20 protein-coding genes are annotated in these 16,459 nt (G+C 35.5%); 2 read left to right on the forward strand and 18 right to left on the reverse strand.

Going from position 1 to position 16,459, the window contains the following annotated elements:
- Positions 1 to 105: 105 nt before the first annotated feature.
- The 6 genes from ACI3ES_RS05545 to ACI3ES_RS05570 all read right to left on the reverse strand — a co-directional run bounded on the left by ACI3ES_RS05545 (position 106) and on the right by ACI3ES_RS05570 (position 4,081).
- A complete protein-coding gene (locus ACI3ES_RS05545; protein ID WP_050895282.1) occupies positions 106 to 306 on the reverse strand; it encodes a helix-turn-helix transcriptional regulator in 201 nt (66 codons plus the stop codon).
- A 2-nt stretch (positions 307 to 308) separates the two neighbouring features.
- Positions 309 to 674, reverse strand: coding sequence for a DUF3796 domain-containing protein (locus tag ACI3ES_RS05550; protein WP_050895281.1), 366 nt, complete (start codon positions 672 to 674; stop codon positions 309 to 311).
- A gap of 191 nt (positions 675 to 865) precedes the next feature.
- On the reverse strand, positions 866 to 1,126 hold the full coding sequence (locus ACI3ES_RS05555) for a hypothetical protein (protein WP_050895280.1): 261 nt from the start codon (positions 1,124 to 1,126) through the stop codon (positions 866 to 868).
- Between the two features lie 86 nt (positions 1,127 to 1,212).
- Positions 1,213 to 1,407 (reverse strand): hypothetical protein, encoded by a 195-nt coding sequence (locus ACI3ES_RS05560; protein WP_050895279.1) that lies wholly within the window; start codon positions 1,405 to 1,407, stop codon positions 1,213 to 1,215.
- 323 nt (positions 1,408 to 1,730) lie between these two features.
- Entirely contained in the window at positions 1,731 to 3,383 is a 1,653-nt protein-coding gene (locus ACI3ES_RS05565) for a replication initiation factor domain-containing protein (RefSeq protein WP_407631938.1), read from the reverse strand.
- Positions 3,384 to 3,769: 386 nt separating this feature from the next.
- On the reverse strand, positions 3,770 to 4,081 hold the full coding sequence (locus tag ACI3ES_RS05570) for a hypothetical protein (protein ID WP_407631939.1): 312 nt from the start codon (positions 4,079 to 4,081) through the stop codon (positions 3,770 to 3,772).
- A 62-nt stretch (positions 4,082 to 4,143) separates the two neighbouring features.
- On the opposite strand from ACI3ES_RS05570, the gene ACI3ES_RS05575 reads away from it, so the two are divergent.
- Positions 4,144 to 5,064: an IS30 family transposase gene (locus ACI3ES_RS05575; protein ID WP_012268558.1), complete on the forward strand. Its 921-nt coding sequence runs from the start codon at positions 4,144 to 4,146 to the stop codon at positions 5,062 to 5,064.
- A gap of 326 nt (positions 5,065 to 5,390) precedes the next feature.
- Here ACI3ES_RS05575 and ACI3ES_RS05580 read toward each other — a convergent pair whose 3' ends face one another.
- The 3 genes from ACI3ES_RS05580 to ACI3ES_RS05590 are packed head-to-tail and all read right to left on the reverse strand — an operon-like array spanning position 5,391 to position 7,596.
- On the reverse strand, positions 5,391 to 5,702 hold the full coding sequence (locus tag ACI3ES_RS05580; RefSeq protein WP_010387264.1) for a hypothetical protein: 312 nt from the start codon (positions 5,700 to 5,702) through the stop codon (positions 5,391 to 5,393).
- Positions 5,702 to 7,081, reverse strand: a complete 1,380-nt coding sequence (locus tag ACI3ES_RS05585) for a cell division protein FtsK (RefSeq protein ID WP_259680544.1) — start codon at positions 7,079 to 7,081, stop codon at positions 5,702 to 5,704. Before ACI3ES_RS05585 ends, ACI3ES_RS05580 begins: the two co-directional genes overlap by 1 nt.
- 20 nt (positions 7,082 to 7,101) lie before the next feature.
- Positions 7,102 to 7,596 (reverse strand): PASTA domain-containing protein, encoded by a 495-nt coding sequence (locus ACI3ES_RS05590; RefSeq protein ID WP_259680545.1) that lies wholly within the window; start codon positions 7,594 to 7,596, stop codon positions 7,102 to 7,104.
- Between the two features lie 120 nt (positions 7,597 to 7,716).
- Between ACI3ES_RS05590 and ACI3ES_RS05595 the strand changes: the two genes are divergently transcribed.
- Positions 7,717 to 8,157, forward strand: coding sequence for a hypothetical protein (locus ACI3ES_RS05595; RefSeq protein WP_260157516.1), 441 nt, complete (start codon positions 7,717 to 7,719; stop codon positions 8,155 to 8,157).
- A gap of 76 nt (positions 8,158 to 8,233) precedes the next feature.
- Here ACI3ES_RS05595 and ACI3ES_RS05600 read toward each other — a convergent pair whose 3' ends face one another.
- From ACI3ES_RS05600 to ACI3ES_RS05640, 9 genes are all read right to left on the reverse strand, one after another.
- Entirely contained in the window at positions 8,234 to 8,491 is a 258-nt protein-coding gene (locus ACI3ES_RS05600; protein ID WP_114666259.1) for a hypothetical protein, read from the reverse strand.
- Positions 8,484 to 8,828, reverse strand: a complete 345-nt coding sequence (locus ACI3ES_RS05605; RefSeq protein ID WP_317211390.1) for a hypothetical protein — start codon at positions 8,826 to 8,828, stop codon at positions 8,484 to 8,486. Before ACI3ES_RS05605 ends, ACI3ES_RS05600 begins: the two co-directional genes overlap by 8 nt.
- 103 nt (positions 8,829 to 8,931) lie before the next feature.
- Positions 8,932 to 9,150, reverse strand: coding sequence for a hypothetical protein (locus ACI3ES_RS05610; RefSeq protein WP_259680548.1), 219 nt, complete (start codon positions 9,148 to 9,150; stop codon positions 8,932 to 8,934).
- 13 nt (positions 9,151 to 9,163) lie between these two features.
- Positions 9,164 to 11,662, reverse strand: coding sequence for an ATP-binding protein (locus ACI3ES_RS05615; protein ID WP_259680549.1), 2,499 nt, complete (start codon positions 11,660 to 11,662; stop codon positions 9,164 to 9,166).
- Between the two features lie 32 nt (positions 11,663 to 11,694).
- Entirely contained in the window at positions 11,695 to 12,153 is a 459-nt protein-coding gene (locus tag ACI3ES_RS05620; protein WP_317211436.1) for a thioredoxin domain-containing protein, read from the reverse strand.
- Between the two features lie 12 nt (positions 12,154 to 12,165).
- Positions 12,166 to 12,732, reverse strand: coding sequence for a hypothetical protein (locus ACI3ES_RS05625; RefSeq protein WP_259680550.1), 567 nt, complete (start codon positions 12,730 to 12,732; stop codon positions 12,166 to 12,168).
- Complete coding sequence (locus tag ACI3ES_RS05630) at positions 12,722 to 13,246, reverse strand: hypothetical protein (RefSeq protein ID WP_317211387.1); 525 nt, start codon at positions 13,244 to 13,246, stop codon at positions 12,722 to 12,724. The genes ACI3ES_RS05625 and ACI3ES_RS05630 overlap by 11 nt, the downstream gene beginning before the upstream one ends.
- Before the next feature lie 19 nt (positions 13,247 to 13,265).
- The gene (locus tag ACI3ES_RS05635; RefSeq protein WP_260157517.1) at positions 13,266 to 14,441 is read right to left on the reverse strand and encodes a phage tail tip lysozyme; all 1,176 of its coding nucleotides are present in this window, start codon (positions 14,439 to 14,441) and stop codon (positions 13,266 to 13,268) included.
- Positions 14,441 to 16,453, reverse strand: coding sequence for a CD3337/EF1877 family mobilome membrane protein (locus ACI3ES_RS05640; RefSeq protein WP_317211434.1), 2,013 nt, complete (start codon positions 16,451 to 16,453; stop codon positions 14,441 to 14,443). Before ACI3ES_RS05640 ends, ACI3ES_RS05635 begins: the two co-directional genes overlap by 1 nt.
- Positions 16,454 to 16,459 lie beyond the last annotated feature (6 nt).

Genomic DNA, 16,459 nt, shown 5'->3' on the forward strand with positions numbered 1-16,459 from the left:
TTTCCTTTTTCTAGCAAATTAAAAGATCTATTGTTCTTTACTAACAACAGATCCTAACTGAATATTTAAATTAATCAGTATACATATGTTTATTTAATTGAAATATTATTCAAAATAAAACAATTTCTCAATTGTGGTATCGAGTTCTTTAGCAATATTGACAGCTAATTCTAGCGACGGATTATACTTTGCATTTTCTAATCGCATAATTGTTTCCCGACGAACACCTACTAGATTTGCTAAATCTTCTTGTGTTAATTCTTTAATGGTTCTATATGTCTTTATATTTGTCTTTACTAGGGTCATAGTTAATTATCTCTATCATATTTATATGTCAAATATGCCCACAAATTTGTACCTAATGCAAATGTTATACCAATTAAAAATAGTTCTAATTTATATAATAAGAAGTAATTTAAATCAAACAGACTCAAAATGATTGTAGCAATGAAAAGCAACATCATGGCTATTTTAAAAGCATCAAGACCCGCTTTTAAACGATTTTTAATAAGTCGCTCATCATATTGCGAGCCAAGCTTGTACCACCAAAAATTTTGAAAACCACTAAACAAAGCTAACAAAAGGAAATATTGCGGATAACTATACAAACCTGCAAAACCAGAAAACCCTATAAAACCCAACATCCAGCTGAATGGCGTTAATTTTTTGGACATAATTCATTTTCTCCTTGAATGATATCTATTTATCTCTTTATGATATAAATATATCTCTTTTCTACTAGAATGTCAACCATAACAAATTTTTGATTTGAAAAAAACTTTATATTGTTGGCATACCAGTTTTGCTTGCAAATTTCAAAACAAATAAAAAAGCTAGTACCTATCAAGCACTAACTCATTTGTGACTAATCATATATATTTGTACGAACCGTCAAACCTGTTTCTTTACGAATTTTTTTGATGATTTCTGGAATTCTTTCTGTGTAGGTACTATCAAATTGCGCTATTTGTTGCGACCGTGTAGCCTTGCCAATTTTATACCATTCAAAGAATATATTGACCTTTTTAGAGTAAATCTGGTCTACAACTCTCACTTCATATATTGTGTTAGGTTGCTTAGCAAACATTTCTTTAATATCCCCAATGACAGCATCAACTTGGTTCATAGCTCACAGCTCCAGTCGTTTTAATTTACTATAACCATTATACGAACAACTGTTCCCTTAGTCAATAGTTAAACACTCTAATTTTTTTAGGGTAAATACTGTTTATCTTTGCCAGTTTCATTAATAATTCGTAATGGTTCACTATAAATTTGTTGGGTCCTCATACCCCTAGAAGTCCGTCTAGGTGCTGGGTACTCTTTTTGTAATTTACGCATCACATCAGCAAGACTATTGCCAGCCATATACTCATTTTGTGAATGCCAACCAACTGCTTTATACATTGTCATGCCCCTTTATTAGATATTTGAATAGATACCAAACATTACTAATGAATACTGGTATTAACGGTAGTATCAATAATGACAACATCAATATATTCATTATATTGAGCCATGATGCCATATAATTTGCTGGAAGATGCGCAAACGTATTTGGTGCTTCACGAACTAATGAACGATTGAATGATTTATCCATAGATTCTGATAACATCAAAACTAGAAATATAAAGCATTCCAAACCTAACCAAATTAAATAAGGCTTACATACCAAAGTTACTAGACCGTCAAACCAATTAAGTCCCCGACCAACTGTATCCCAAAAACGCTTAGAATGGTAAGTTGGCTTTTTTCTCAAATTCTGCCGTTTCTTCATCATACTTTTCCTTTTCCTTATCAAAATTGATATTACCTTGATGCAAAACACTTTTTGCGCTTGTAATTGCATTTACCAAATTAGCCTCTACCAATTTTTGGTGTTCTGCCGACAACTCAACACTATTGATCGCTTCAATAATTTCATGCCAATGTCCTGTTTTCTTCAATACTGCTAAACTAGGCACAACCGACTGTAAGACCCATTTTTCAATGCGTTCCACACTTTGCTTTTTTGGTTGCCTAACAAATTTCATTCGATTTCCTAAAGCTGTCAGCAAAGACCAAGCAGGCATTGGCTCAACTGTTTGCTCAATCACTTCACGCACTTTATCTGATTTTAGCTTTTGTGCATCTATTGGCTCATTAGTAAACCACAAATAGGTATACAAAATATCAAAGGTTATATCCACCAATTTCTTATCATGATTAAGCCACTCATCAAGGACATATTCTGCTTTATCTTGATGCAATTCTAATTCGACACGAGTTTTCACATCAGTGTCATAACCTTTATTGGCTTGTTCTTTATGTTTGTCATAAGCACGAATAACAAAGGGTGACTTACCAAAATCAACCGTCCAACCGTCATCAACATTGCCATGAACCGCATAAGATTTTGATTTACTCCAAAAACGCTTTTCCTGTACAGCCTTAACAAGGTCATTCATGTTCAACAGACCCCATTTATCATTTATCGCAATATCTAAGCGTGTTAAATGTCCTCGATACTGTCGTGCTTTCTCAAAAAAGTTACGCCAGTTCATGCTTTGTTCAAGTAACGCTTTTTCAAAAAGCCGTGTGCCTTTACCAGTTAAATAAAGCGTTGTCCCAAATCTTTGATCCACAGCTTGTGTTTCTGGGTTTTTCACTGGGGCAAAGTCTTGTATGTAAATATTTTTTTCGCCAGCGAATGCCATTTCACGAGTATAAAAATTTTGAGAGGTAGGTCGTTCCAAAAATAAATTGTCTTGTAACCGCAACACATCATCAATCACTTGCTTTGAGGTTAAATCTGGGAATGTCAGAGAAACCCAGTCAAATTGAACCTCAGTACTTTCAGCTAATTCTGGATAGACCAACAGCAATTTATCAACAAACTTATCTGATATTTTTTGAGTTCCGTTCTCTATACCCCAAACCGTTCTCTCACTCACACCAATTTTTTTGGCTAGCTCTGATTGTGTTACTTCAAGTAGTTGTCGCATCAATATCAAATTATTGTTTGATAGTTCTGGTACGTTTAATTCTTGTGTCATATCTTTTATTCCTTTCAATAGTTGGTATTGACCAACGTTTTTTAAATCAATTAAATTTTCTAGTTCAGTAAACACAGTGTTTTGTATTTTTGCATCAGACTGCCTAATTTTTGCTTTGAAACCCGATAACTCACTACCAGTAATTTCATCAATCGCAATTTTACTACCGATATTAGGTAATTGACCCAATTCAATAGCTGATACGGTTACGTTATAAGTCTCAATAATTTCATCATTCAACTTCATACCAACCATGATAAGTATTTCCAACGATAACCGTAAGCTATGTTGTGTTGTCCCTAGAAATATAGGTGTACAAGCTTTTGGTTCATTGTTAATCGTTATCATGTCGGATTCCCTTTCTCAAAATTGCGGTTTTGGTGGTTTCAACCCGCAATTTTTGTTTTTTGTTCTAAATGGCTTCATATCGGCGTTTGTTCCCCATATTGGGTTGACGCTTTCAGCGTTTTTACCGGTTTAACCCCCCTGTTAGTAACTGGGGGTTAAAGCTTTTTTGGTGACTTTATTTTTGGCGCATGTGCCAGTCGCTTACAAATGCTTTGCATTTGCTTAACAGCGACCACGCACCCAGCCCCAACGCTACGCTAGGGCAGGGCGTGGCACTGTCTCTTCCTTTGGTCGAGCCACGCCTAAAATAAAGTCACTATGTACATAAAGCCCCGGTCTCTCACAGGACATTCGCTGTAAAAGACTAGAGCTTCAACAATAGTTACTTACTTGATATGTGACAATTGATCCAAAAGACCCTCAATATCCTTTGTACGATTGACACCGTGTGTCTGCAATGACTTAGCCGTACCAAGCAAAAAACCTAAGTTCTTACGTAGTTCTGCAAAATAGGGTGGAAGCATTGGACTAACAGCACGTAACTGTTCTTCATCTGCCATTGCTTTCTTAAGTTCATCACTTAGTTGAGCAAGGTGTTCAAGTCCACCTATCTTTTCAATTGCCTTCAAATCTTCAATTGATTGAGCGGACAAAGATTGAATTTGGCAGATTGTAAAATTAAACCGAACACCTTGCATAAAAAAACTGCAGAGACTTTAATGGTAATTGACTAAAATCAACCATAAAGGATCTGCAGCTTATGTCTTCTAGTTTATCAGCTCACGAACGTTCTGTCATTGAAACAATGATCAAACTTAATCATTCAACTCGAGAAATAGCCCGTTTCTTAAAGCGTTCTCCTGCAACTATTACCTACGAGTTAAATCGAATTAAACCATACAATGCACAACAGGCTCATCATTTAGCCCAGTGTAATCGGCACAAACACGGTCGCCATCCGACCCTAACACCTGAAATATCAGCTTTTTTGAACCATCACATTGGTATCTTGAAGTGGTCACCAGAAACGGCTGCTCATGTATTGGGTATTGCTTTCAAGACCATCTACAACTGGATTCATCATGGTTTGCTTAAAATTAAGTTATCAGATTTACCTGATAAAGGTATTCGACGTAAACGTCAATCTGACGGCCGTAGACGTGTTTTTGCTCATGGCCGTTCAATTGAAAAACGACCAAAAGCTGTCCAATTAAGACAAGAATTTGGTCATTTTGAAGTTGATACGATGCAATCTGGTAAAACACGTGGCGATGTTTTAGTGACCATCACAGAACGATTGAGTCGACAACATATCATGAGACATGTCAGTGGGCGCAATAGTCAGGCAGTGACACCAGCTATTATTAGGTTTTTCAAGGGTATAAAAAATGCTAAATCAATTACAGTTGATCACGGTCGAGAGTTTGCAAAATATGATGAAATAGAAGAACAGCTAGGCATACCGATGTATTTTGCACACCCATATTCACCAGAAGAACGTGGTAGTAATGAAGTGCTAAATCGATATGTCCGTCGTTTTATCCCAAAAGAACGCAAAATTGAAACCATCAGTCAGAAAGAATTAGATCAAATTAATCATTGGATTAATGCCAGGCCAATGAAAACGCTCAACTGGCAATCACCACGAAAAGTCTTTCAGAAACATGCGGTGTTCGGATGATTCTTGCAATCTGCCATTTTTTTAACTTCTAAAGCCATAATTTTTACCTACTTTTCTTTTTTAAACTACAAATATTTAATTAACAGCAAAGCCAAACACAGATGCTAAGTGTAGGACTTCTTGCGTGGTATTTCATCATTTTTAACTCCAGTTTCTACTAGACCAATGACTGTTTACATAATGTTTGCTATACAAAGTAACGGTATATCAACGTTTATAGAGACTAAAAAATGCTTGTGAAATCTCAAAATTCACAAACATCAAATAACGCTATTTTTACATTTCACAAACTAGTCATTTCAGCAAATTTCACAAATAGCATCAATTTAGACCAATTTTCTAAACTCTTTGATATACGCATCTAACTGTTCTTGCGAACTCTCAATATGCTTCATCAAATCAACAATATCCTGTGTAAAATTAAAAAGATCAACATCTCTTATTTCTTCAATAAGCCGTAACGCTTTTTCATTTTCAATTGCGCCACTTTCAACATCAATATTCTTAACGATATTTCTAATGTTAGCCATTTCGTTGGCATCAATCGAACGTAACTTATCCAACATCAACGACATATTTCTTGAACCATTCACTAGACTTAACCTAGTTCGCTCAATTGCCATAATATCATCTGCCATTATTTTCCCTGTCTTTCTCTTATTGCGATATTCTCATGCATGTATTCATGTAAATTAAAATCTTTTGGGACTTCTGGTGCAAAAAATGACCTAACTTGACTATCCCCAATCTTAATAAAGCCCCACCCTTTTAAATGTGATGACAAAGGGCGCAACTGCTTTTCATTATCAGGAAACACCATTTTTTCAATTTCTGGTGTTGGCACACCCATGTTAATACGCATATTCAATTGATTACGTACTGCCATTGGCAAAGAACCTGCATCAGGTCTTTGCATACCAATCAAAATATAAAAACCTAATTCACGACCCAACATAGCAATCTCTCTAAGATTTGACATTGCCGTCTCATAACTAGCTTTTGTCGGGTCATCATAAGCCAATCTATCGTTCATTTCGTAGTAAGCACCAAACTCATCAAACACCAAAAAATAAGGTGTAAACCCAAAATCTTTATAAGTCCCAACTTGACCCGATACTTTAATTGCTTCAATTTTTTCAGCACGAGCCATCATTTTAGTATAAAAATCTATCACAGCTTGATTGATTTCAGATGCCACACTAAAAACATTATTTTTCAATTCAGGGACATATTTTAAACCAGCCAAATCGGAGCGCTTTGGGTCAATAATATAAACAAACTTAGTAACCTGTAACAACTGTCCAATAATTGCAAACATGGTATACGATTTACCAGTACCAACGTTACCTGATAACAAAACATTGTAGAAAGTATCATACTTCCAATCAATACCCTTTGAAATCTGCAATAGCCCTTTTTTAGGTTTCAATTCTTTTAACTGTCGCCTAAACTTAATCGGGTCAAAAGCAAAGGTACTAATCATTTTATTTTTACTAAATTCAGTTGTTTGTCTATCAGCGAGTAATGCTGTTTCAACAACATTATCAAACTCATTTTTAGAAAAACTTTCCATGTATTTCTGGCCGTCTACTGGCTCTTGTAAAATCAATTGACCTGTTTTATGCAATACCTTTAATTTCAATTTAGGAAAGTAAGCTATGAATGTCCCATTGTCATCACTAGCAGTATCAAAGAACCCTTTAGAAACAATCAACAAACTTATCATTTGTCGCAGTTCAACTGTTTTCAAATACTTCGAAATAAAGTCCGAATGTTCTGGCGCATAGTGCTTGTAAAACCAAAACACGCCCCAGCCAACCAAACCAGTCAACAAAACACTTAACACAATAGGTGACAGATACCACCAACTATATTGTCCTTGCATCAATGATTGAAAAATATTCAAATACCAAAAGCCAAAACAAATCGTTACTAAAAACAAAATAAAAAGCAAAGTCCTTTTAAATAAAGTCTTTGCTAAATATTGATTGCTATATTTAATTGTTTTAAATTTCATATATTAACCTCTTCTTATACTTAATCATTATCCTTTTTGTCTTTTTTTAAGTGTAATTTTTTTCCAATATTGGCAGACACACTTGAAGTGGTTTCTAAAACATTATGAATTTGATCTTGTGTCTTTTGTTTTTTCAACGCTTTTTTACTTTCTGCTTCTTGAGCCAAAAGTTGACTATCAATAAGTGTTTGTTCATCGATGTAATACAATTTTACAAATGTGTTTGGAGCCACAGCGGTATTTTCTTTTGGTTCCGTCTTTACAATAGTATTTGGTAGTGCATCAGCATAATGTAAATTAGCCTTGACCGGTACTTCAGAATGATTGAAATCATACTTATCTAATATCGCTGTTGCTTTCTCAACATCTAATAATTTCACATTGGGTATTTTAATGTAGTCTTTTCGTTTCTCTAATTGATCATTAACAATTTTTGTTCCTTGCTCCAATACAGCTGGTGCTACTGCACCAAGCGCCATTTTTCCAATCGTGCCAAACAATTTTGCTTTTCCCATTGTTATCTCTCCTAATCAATCCAATTGTTTTAATTATACATTAAGCCTTGCAGAAAATGTTCAAAAAAAACATGGGCTATGGTGAAAGAATTGGCTTTCATGAACTATAAGGAGCATAAAATGCGCAAAAGAGTTTTCATCATCAGTTTTATTGGCATATTGATAGTTGTAGCGGGAATAATCGGTATCATCGTTTCTGACAATTCACATAAAATTCCATATTATAATTCATCTACAAACCATATCATATTATCTGATAAGATAAATAAATTATCAGGTAATCAACAAAAAGAAGAAATGTTTACACTAGCCAGAAATGCTTTGAAAAAAGAGACGGACAAAAACCAAAGCATTGACTGGAGCAATTTTGATGATGATAGTCTATATGTTGAAAAATTGAAAAAAACACATGTTTACCTGCTAGGATATACAATTCAATCTCAAAACCCTTTGATTTTGAAGATTAGATATAATTTAGTAGTTAACATAGACATCAACAACAGCCGTGCCAAAAGTGATCTAATACAAGTCCTAAACATGGAAATGTCGATTATAAAATAGATATGCAAAATAACACCATAAATTTCTGGTTGTTATTTTTTTGTCATTGATGAACTTTCTGTTTATTATATATTAGTTAAATATCATGTTCCAATCTCTGCATTTCATCATTAATAACATTGTCATACATTTGATGCGTAAACTCACTCCTAAAGCGTTCTAACTTTTCAGGACTGCCCTTAATTTCATTCAAAGTCAGACTGTGTTGGTCGGGATAAGCGCTATCACTAGCATAATCTTGCCAAGCAATTTTCCCATAAACATTGATAATTGCTTGTGCTAACAACAACACATTTTTTCGTGTCATGCGATATTTTTTAAAAACACTAGACATCAATTGACCTCCGACTATTCAAGTAATCTCTTAATTCAGCGTAGGTATCGTTATATTCCAAATAAACGCTAAACACGCCCATACTGTCATAATAAAGACCTGACTTAACAACCTGTCTCACTCTACCAACAAAATCTTCCAATGAAGCATCATGAAAAATCAAAAGATCTCGTAATTCTTTATCAACACCAGATGCCACTAATTCTAAATACTTATTATGAAAATACTGATAAGCCTTTTCTGCTCTTTTTAAAACTTCTGGTGTCACATCTTGTCCTTCTTCATAACCTAACGACATAGGCTGTAAATCTGCCATTGTAAAATCAATTTTCGTCATATTCTTTACCCCTATTCTTAACATCAAGGCGCACCACATTTCGCTTTTTATCCAAAATAACTATGATTGTAAAATCACTTGCTTCAATCTTCAATTCAAGCAATTATATATCAAAAACAGTCACTGTGTTGCCAGCAATCACACCAGTTTTTTCTTGAATAGCTTTAGCCAAATCACTGGCTTGCGGTATCATAAACGCTAAATCTTTGGTCTTATAAATTGTCTTACCCAAATCATCTAACGCCTCAAAATCTCGATTATGCCTAACATAGAAAAAAGCAAAACTAAAACCAACTACCAAAAGTAAAATTACATTTCCCATACTGTCCTACTTTCTAAGCATACTTTTCTTCTAACTTGGCACTCTCATTTGAGTTAACTGTCTTTAACGCTGCCGTCCATTCATCAAAGAGTGAATGAATAACCACTTTACCAACTCGACCATAAATATCTCTAAACAAACATTGTCCCTTTTTCAGGTTAGCCAACATTTCAATATTTGCTTTTGTCACAGGCAGATTGAATTGTTTTAAAATATTTTCACGGTCATCAGAACTATCAAAGGCAAACAACTGCCCATATTGTCCGATACTTTCTTCATCATCACTATCTTTGACACGTTGTGTGGCATAGAAAACAGCGTTGTTTTCAGAACGACCCAACCGCTTGATGCTATCAAAGACATTTTTTCCAGCCTGTGAAGTTGTAAATATCCATGCTTCATCGATCATTTCCAAACTAAACTCATCTGGGTTGGATCGACCAAACTTTTCTAAATACTTACCTAATGCCAACATCAAAGCCATTGAATACTTTTGCGTTTCGGTATAAGTACGGCTATCTTGTTTAGCATTTGGTAATTGCAAACCAGTAACTTCTAAGATTGTCCGTTGGTCATTAAACTGCAAGCTGTCCGTTGAACCGTCACTAAAGGCTAAATGTAACATCGTTTTTGGGACAATACTTTGATAGAAAGCTGACAAATCTTTTTCTGCTTGCGAACCTTTAGCCAATTCATCAAAGACTGTTAAAGTACCAACCTTTTCGCCTTGAATACGCATCGCACAAACTTTACTAATGGAACGATTAAGCGCAGTCTCTAATTGAATATCTTGTGAAATAGGTCTAATTTGAACTAACATTTCTTTAACCAAAGTCAACACATCAGGTATATCATCTTCGGTACTCTGCTCATTCAAAGTTAAAATTGGGTCAAGTACCCCTAAATTATTTCTATCATTGGCATTTAAAGTGACAAAATGAAACGAACTAATCAACTTACGGAAGTAAGGGTTTTTCTCGGTTTCCAATGCTCGCATAAACCACCTATGAATTTCTTGCTTAGGATCAATATATAAAATCTTGACGTCAAACATTGCCATGTGTAAAAGCAATAGTTTAAATAAAAAAGATTTTCCCTGCCCTGTATCGCCTGATAATGCAAGGTGAGGACTATCTGTTTTTGCGCCCCTGATACCTTTGTTAGTGATGACAAGGTTTAATAAAAGCAACAAACGAGATGATGCCACGGCTTGTTGGATAGTCTCAAACTTATCTAGGCTCAAAACACGTCCCACATAGAAACCAGTATGTGAACCTAAGGCTTGACTTGTTCCAAACATTAACTCGGCTAAAGCTGGCACAGTTGTGTATTGTCGCCATTGTTTGAAAACCCCTAAATTAACCGCTGGCAATGTTTGATATAATAATTGTTCTTGATTGAAACTTGGTTGATACAACTCAATATCTCGCTCAAAAGTCTTTAAACGTGTTTTAAGTTTATTGACTTTTTTCTTCAATTCTTTGACGTTCTCATCACGTACAACCAAAATCGCTGACCATTGCAGAAAACCATTTTTATCATCAAGAACATTGACTAAATTTTTGGCTAGTTTGTAATTCAATTCACTACGTTTGGAACTGTCTTCATCAGTATTAAAGGCATCACGTAATTCATCACGATACTTTCCTTTTGATGATTTGGTTTGCTGTTTTAAACCACGCCAGCCGTCTCTTTGTGGAAAATTGATTTTGATATGCACTTCAACTGGAAATTTATATGATTGTATTTCTGGTAACACAGATAAAAATTGCATTTTGTCTGGCATATTCAAAATGAGATGCGTAAAATAATCTTCTTTTTCATCTGTAATTCGTTTAATAAAGCCTGTTTGGGATAAATCAAACACTGTATCACGCATTGCCATAAGTGATTTTTCTTTTTCGTGATGATAAGGCAAACCAAGCATGGCGACTAATCTGTCCTCGTCCATTTTCTCGGCATCAACTGATTTTAAAATACTTAATACATCGTCATTCATGGTATTAAAACGTTCAAAGAAACTATCATCAAATTTGACCTGATACCTAAAGGTCTCGGCAATGCGTTTCATGACTAAATCAGTCACAAAACTAACCTTGTCTTTCAAGTCATCGCCAACGTTGATATTTTTAAGCTTAACCCCAATGTAAAATTCATCAATAATGGCTGGGTTGAACTCACTCTCCAATAAATTGACTTCTTCTTGACCAATGTAATACTCGGCAACTTCTCGCAAGTCATCAGCCCAATCATTACTCGTGCCTTGAATACGACCAGCTAAGTCCATATCTTTTGGAATGAGTTTTAAGTCAACATCATCATATTTTTGTAAACGTTCAAACACATCAATAAAGCTATTTTTGTATTTGCGTTTATCTTCTACATTGGCGACATTGATTTGAAAAGGCTTAATCTTGTAGTAAGCCCATACATCACCAATCGTTGTGAGTAACAGGTTATCCCGATACTGCACAACAGGGTTTTCATATTTGACTGTTGCTTTTTTTGCCATGATTTATATACCCGCCTTTCTTTTATTATTTGTCATTGATCACTTGCCCCGGTCTCTGCAAAATTGTTAATTTGTTTCACATCAGTTGAGACTAATTTCATATCTGGGTTATTTGGCTTCATAAACGTTGGTGTTTCTTGAACGGCAAAATCATTAATGTAATGCTTGTTATTAGGGTTTTGTACGTTGATTGTTTGAATTTGCTTGTCATCATTGTTAAAGTTCAAAATATTGTGCCAAAAGATTTTAGGATAGACCTTTTGACAATGCGAACAAGTTGAATTGTAAAACATCACAGCTTCCGCTTTTGTATTCAGCCCTTTGACATCGTTATTTTGAAAATTCATTGAGGCGTACGGTATAAAATAAAAACCAGCCACTAACAACACAATGACTGGTAATACTTTATTGACAATAATTGTAATTGGATTGGGTAACTGCTTTTTTGTCCCTTTCTTAGTCTCCTTGCCCCCTTTAATATAATGTTTCATCATTCATACTCCTTACTGTATTTGATTGATTTTAACTGACGTTAATTTTTGAGTTTTTATATCAAACCAGCCATGTAATAGCACGGTTTGATTGATTGCTTTTTGTGCTGTACCACTAGTTTTGACAACCACAGTTGCTAGGCTTTCGATTGTTTGATTATCTAAATCGCTAGTATAACCTGTGGCTGTTTGATATTGACTTATTAGACCTAAATTATCAATACGTGAACCACCTGTGGCATCTAGTCCATTATCAAATAATTGGTTCTTTTGCTCATTTGATAAATCTAAAATATCTGATACTTGATTAAATCGCTTATCATAATCAGATTGACTGCTAAAAGTATAATAATCCTTTGCAAATTTAAGTAACTTGCTCTTAGCTTTGGCATCATTGGCATTGTACGTAATTTGTAAGTTATCAATTTGTGTCGTGACATGCTTTTTAAGCTTTTTCACTTGCGACACTTCCTTTCTAACTTCTGCTATCTGTGACCGTTTATGATTTGTGATTGACATTGTGATGCCAAGACCAATTAAAAGCAAACCCATAATGCTAAGTAAAACCTTATTTTTCATTATCGAATGCTCCTTTCAAGGTTAATCGTGACATATCAGTGACTTGCTTTTCATCAGTATCATAAGTGATTGTGTAAGCCACACTTTGTGCATAACTCTTAGCAATAACCAAGTATTCTAAATCAGACCCCCAAGCATTTTTAATCCCGACAAGTGGTACATCATAATGTGCTTTATCACTAAACGTCACACTAGGCGCAAAAGTTTGAGTGAGTTCGTTAATCACTTTTTGAGATGCTAACCCTTTCAAGCTGTCAGGATAACTTGATGTCGGCTGATTACTAAATGTTTGTACAAATTTATTGACCCGACTTGTACTATCACTAACCGTTTCTTGTTGCGATTTTGGACTTGATACAATCGTTTGTGATTTGACTTGATTAGCTTTTGCCTGTTTTAAATCTGCCCTAGCTTGTCCTAATTGTTTATCCAAGTTAGGTATTTGATTAAATTGGACTAATATAATGCCAGCCAACACGAGACTAGCAAAGATGATTAAACGGCTATTTTTCATAATTAACACCTTTCTATTTTTATTGCTTACCTTGAATAAAGGTTACGCCTTGACCTGCCGTTAATTCACGGAAACTAACTGTACCTGTTCCAGATGCCACAACATTACATTCACTAACTAAGAAATGTGTTTTATCATCACTGATCGCTTCAACTACGGCTACGTGTCCGTAAGTCGGGTCTGCACCGTCTGCACCTTGTGAGAAACTAACTGCCCAGCCAACATGTGGCTGACTATCAGTTTTATATCCTTTAGCTTTAGCATTCTTACCCCAATCAGCCCCATTGCCTAAACCATTTTCTACTGGTGTGCCTAATTCTTGCATACGATTATAGGTATACCAAGTACATTGTCCGAATGGATATGTGTTTGATGATGACGTGGCTGTGAAATTCGTGTCCTTAATCTTGCTTTTATAGGCACTAGGAATTTCTTTAACTGGCGAACCACTAGTCCCCATACCTTGCGCAACATTAGTTGAGCAACCACTAGAATTATTAGTTGTATTGTCAGTATTTTGAGTTGTTTCCGTACCAGTTGTGGCTGTATCAACGGCTGTATCTGATGACCCATTGGAAAACTTAGCATACCAAGAACGAGCATAGCTTTGTCTAGTAGCTGTTGTCCCAGCACCACCACGTTCCCACTTAGCTCTTAAAAATTCTGTGGCATCATCAATGTTAGTCATTTTCAGGCCTTGCTTTAATAGGTCGGAGTTTGTGCCGTCATGATTAAGCGCAAAATCGAACTGCACACTTGCATCAGTCCACGGTTTATTTTTAGACTTAGCATAATTGATTAACTCAACACGCCTTGAATTGTCCCATTGATTAAGACCAAAAGCGTAACCACTTACTTTAGGGTTCATGGCTTGACTATCACTGTAAGGCGCATTTGATTGTATCACGCTAGAATTAAAGCCACTCTCGTGTTGTGTATTGGCTAAATAACCAGCAATACCAGCTTCGGTCACACCTGATATTTTCTTTAAGTTATCATGTAAAGATTTAGCCACTGCTTCTTTATCAGCATTTGTTGTAACAGTTACTGTGGTATCTGTACTTTGACAGTCATTATTATTATCCTGATAAAAAAGTGCCATTACGATAAGTAACAGCACTAAGAAAAAAGCTAAATAAGGCGCTAAGAAAAGCAAAATTTTATGTTTGAAATGAGACACTAATTGTTTTTGCATCACAACTCCTTATCTAATTCTTTTTCCTCATCTTGCGTAATTTGTTCTTGATGATGAACGGCTTCATCAAAATTGCGTTGTTGCAATTTATTATCATCTACTGGTATTGATTTTGGTGTAGCACTAGGCTTCAAAACTTGTGAACGCGCTTCACGTCTCTTTTCAGCAAGTTTTTCACTGCTTTCGTCATCTAATACTCGACCACGATTAAACGCCCTGTCAGGCTCATTAGAACCTTTTTCATGATTATCTTCTGTGGCTTTGTCCCGAATAAGATAAGGTGTGCGTTTATAAGTTGGCAAATCATCATCATCGCCATAGCCACGTCTATCCGTATAATCTTCATAAGCAGAGTTATCAGGAACAATATTTTCTTCATCAGCATCTCTTTGACGTTGACGTTCTGCTTCATCAGCCAAACGTTCTGCACGTTCTTGTCTGCGCTGTTCTTCTAATTCACGCATTTCTTGCTCATCAGGTGCATTGCCACGTCTATCACGGTTTTCATCATCTTTACCTTTTGACTTGTCTTCTGATTTGTCTTTAGCATGACGACCACTAAAGCCTTTGACATTTTCTAAGCCATGCTTAGTTGAGTTGACCATTTCACTACCAGCTAACATTGCACGTTGTCCTGCCTGTGTGAGTTGAATTTTATTCAAAGCCTGATTTGCCATTGATGAACCAGTAACTGTTTGCACTAGGAATGATTTATTTTTCCAAAGCAAAACCATTAAAATGATATACACAATTGAATTAAGTAAGGCACTGGCACTGCCTGTAACTGGTACAATCGTATCAGTGACTGTACCAACCCATGAAACAAACATAATGCCAAATAGTAGTCCGATTTTTGCGAATAACAAACCTAACGCACTTAAACCAGTTTTTAAAGCACTGTTTGAAAATCGTGGTAGAAGAGAAATTAAAACTGTGAATGGTGACAAGTAATAAAGCAAAATAGCCCCTAACTGCAATATCAAATTAAATACACCAATCATCAGCAATGGTATACCATAAGCTAGTGACATAATTGGCGCCATAAGACCGACAGATGCTTGATACCATTCTTCACCACCATCTTTAGAGAGGTAATCATTTGATTTTGCTAAGGCATCAACAACATTACTATCCGCTTTCCCGCCAATTAGACGATACGAACCGTCTTTTTCGCTCGCATCTAAATTGGTTGTCCCAAAGTTCGCTAATGTGTAAGGGCGAATGACTGCCTTTTCAAAGAAAGTTTTTCTTATTGACTTTTCAAATGTATCAACACCTGTATACTGTTGTGTTTGACTATTTGTTTCAGTAAACATAGCAGTCTGTGCAGTAGACGTGAATTCATTAACTTTCGTCAAGACTGTACCACCAGCACTTATCCAAGCACTACCGATAATAGCTACTAACAAAACTGATAAAATGGCTTTCAAACCAGCGCCACTTTTAACACTTTGGATAAAGACCCAAACAAGACCTAAACCAAAAGCAGTATACAATAATTGTTTAAAGACTTCGCCAGCCCATGTTTGTTTGGTAAATTGTTGGACGTTTGAGAATATATCATTGATCCCTTGCGTGATGTTAGTTAAATCAAACATTTTTGATAAAGCTGTATCAAACAATGGATAGATGATATAGAGATTAAGTGACATAAACAAACTCGCTACAAGATGCGCCGAACTCAGCCCTAAATCAGTCAACGACCCTGATTGATAATAAACTGTGAAATTTTTTGAAATATTTTTATTTATCCAATCAATATCGTTTCTACCTAATTTGTCCTTGATTTTCTTTTCATCGTAGCTAGGTTGCGTTGTCCCTTCATAAACTGACTTGCCGTTTGCCTTATCCTTTGCCAATGCTTCTTTATCCGACTCACGTTTTGCTTTTCTTAAAGCTGGTGTATCAACGGTTAAGGCATAAACAGGTTGTGGCGCAATCACAAAGCTACTGACAAACAGTGAACTAAGCATTGAACCAATCACAAGTAATAATATAATTGATTTTTTCATCATTTT

The organism is Leuconostoc falkenbergense (genome assembly GCF_045801155.1).
In the GTDB taxonomy this organism is placed as follows: Bacteria; Bacillota; Bacilli; order Lactobacillales; family Lactobacillaceae; genus Leuconostoc; species Leuconostoc falkenbergense.

Excerpts from the sequence above, each read along its gene's own strand:
- ACI3ES_RS05545 (WP_050895282.1), bottom strand. The coding sequence starts at position 306 with ATGACCCTAGTAAAGACAAATATAAAGACATATAGAACCATTAAAGAA.
- ACI3ES_RS05585 (WP_259680544.1), bottom strand. The coding sequence starts at position 7,081 with ATGAAATTTAAAACAATTAAATATAGCAATCAATATTTAGCAAAGACT.
- ACI3ES_RS05620 (WP_317211436.1), bottom strand. The coding sequence starts at position 12,153 with ATGAAACATTATATTAAAGGGGGCAAGGAGACTAAGAAAGGGACAAAA.
- ACI3ES_RS05630 (WP_317211387.1), bottom strand. The coding sequence starts at position 13,246 with ATGAAAAATAGCCGTTTAATCATCTTTGCTAGTCTCGTGTTGGCTGGC.
- ACI3ES_RS05590 (WP_259680545.1), bottom strand. The coding sequence starts at position 7,596 with ATGGGAAAAGCAAAATTGTTTGGCACGATTGGAAAAATGGCGCTTGGT.
- ACI3ES_RS05560 (WP_050895279.1), bottom strand. The coding sequence starts at position 1,407 with ATGTATAAAGCAGTTGGTTGGCATTCACAAAATGAGTATATGGCTGGC.
- ACI3ES_RS05570 (WP_407631939.1), bottom strand. The coding sequence starts at position 4,081 with ATGCAAGGTGTTCGGTTTAATTTTACAATCTGCCAAATTCAATCTTTG.
- ACI3ES_RS05610 (WP_259680548.1), bottom strand. The coding sequence starts at position 9,150 with ATGGGAAATGTAATTTTACTTTTGGTAGTTGGTTTTAGTTTTGCTTTT.
- ACI3ES_RS05580 (WP_010387264.1), bottom strand. The coding sequence starts at position 5,702 with ATGGCAGATGATATTATGGCAATTGAGCGAACTAGGTTAAGTCTAGTG.
- ACI3ES_RS05550 (WP_050895281.1), bottom strand. The coding sequence starts at position 674 with ATGTCCAAAAAATTAACGCCATTCAGCTGGATGTTGGGTTTTATAGGG.
- ACI3ES_RS05555 (WP_050895280.1), bottom strand. The coding sequence starts at position 1,126 with ATGAACCAAGTTGATGCTGTCATTGGGGATATTAAAGAAATGTTTGCT.
- ACI3ES_RS05640 (WP_317211434.1), bottom strand. The coding sequence starts at position 16,453 with ATGAAAAAATCAATTATATTATTACTTGTGATTGGTTCAATGCTTAGT.
- ACI3ES_RS05595 (WP_260157516.1), top strand. The coding sequence starts at position 7,717 with ATGCGCAAAAGAGTTTTCATCATCAGTTTTATTGGCATATTGATAGTT.
- ACI3ES_RS05565 (WP_407631938.1), bottom strand. The coding sequence starts at position 3,383 with ATGATAACGATTAACAATGAACCAAAAGCTTGTACACCTATATTTCTA.
- ACI3ES_RS05625 (WP_259680550.1), bottom strand. The coding sequence starts at position 12,732 with ATGAAAAATAAGGTTTTACTTAGCATTATGGGTTTGCTTTTAATTGGT.
- ACI3ES_RS05605 (WP_317211390.1), bottom strand. The coding sequence starts at position 8,828 with ATGACGAAAATTGATTTTACAATGGCAGATTTACAGCCTATGTCGTTA.
- ACI3ES_RS05635 (WP_260157517.1), bottom strand. The coding sequence starts at position 14,441 with ATGCAAAAACAATTAGTGTCTCATTTCAAACATAAAATTTTGCTTTTC.
- ACI3ES_RS05615 (WP_259680549.1), bottom strand. The coding sequence starts at position 11,662 with ATGGCAAAAAAAGCAACAGTCAAATATGAAAACCCTGTTGTGCAGTAT.
- ACI3ES_RS05600 (WP_114666259.1), bottom strand. The coding sequence starts at position 8,491 with ATGTCTAGTGTTTTTAAAAAATATCGCATGACACGAAAAAATGTGTTG.
- ACI3ES_RS05575 (WP_012268558.1), top strand. The coding sequence starts at position 4,144 with ATGTCTTCTAGTTTATCAGCTCACGAACGTTCTGTCATTGAAACAATG.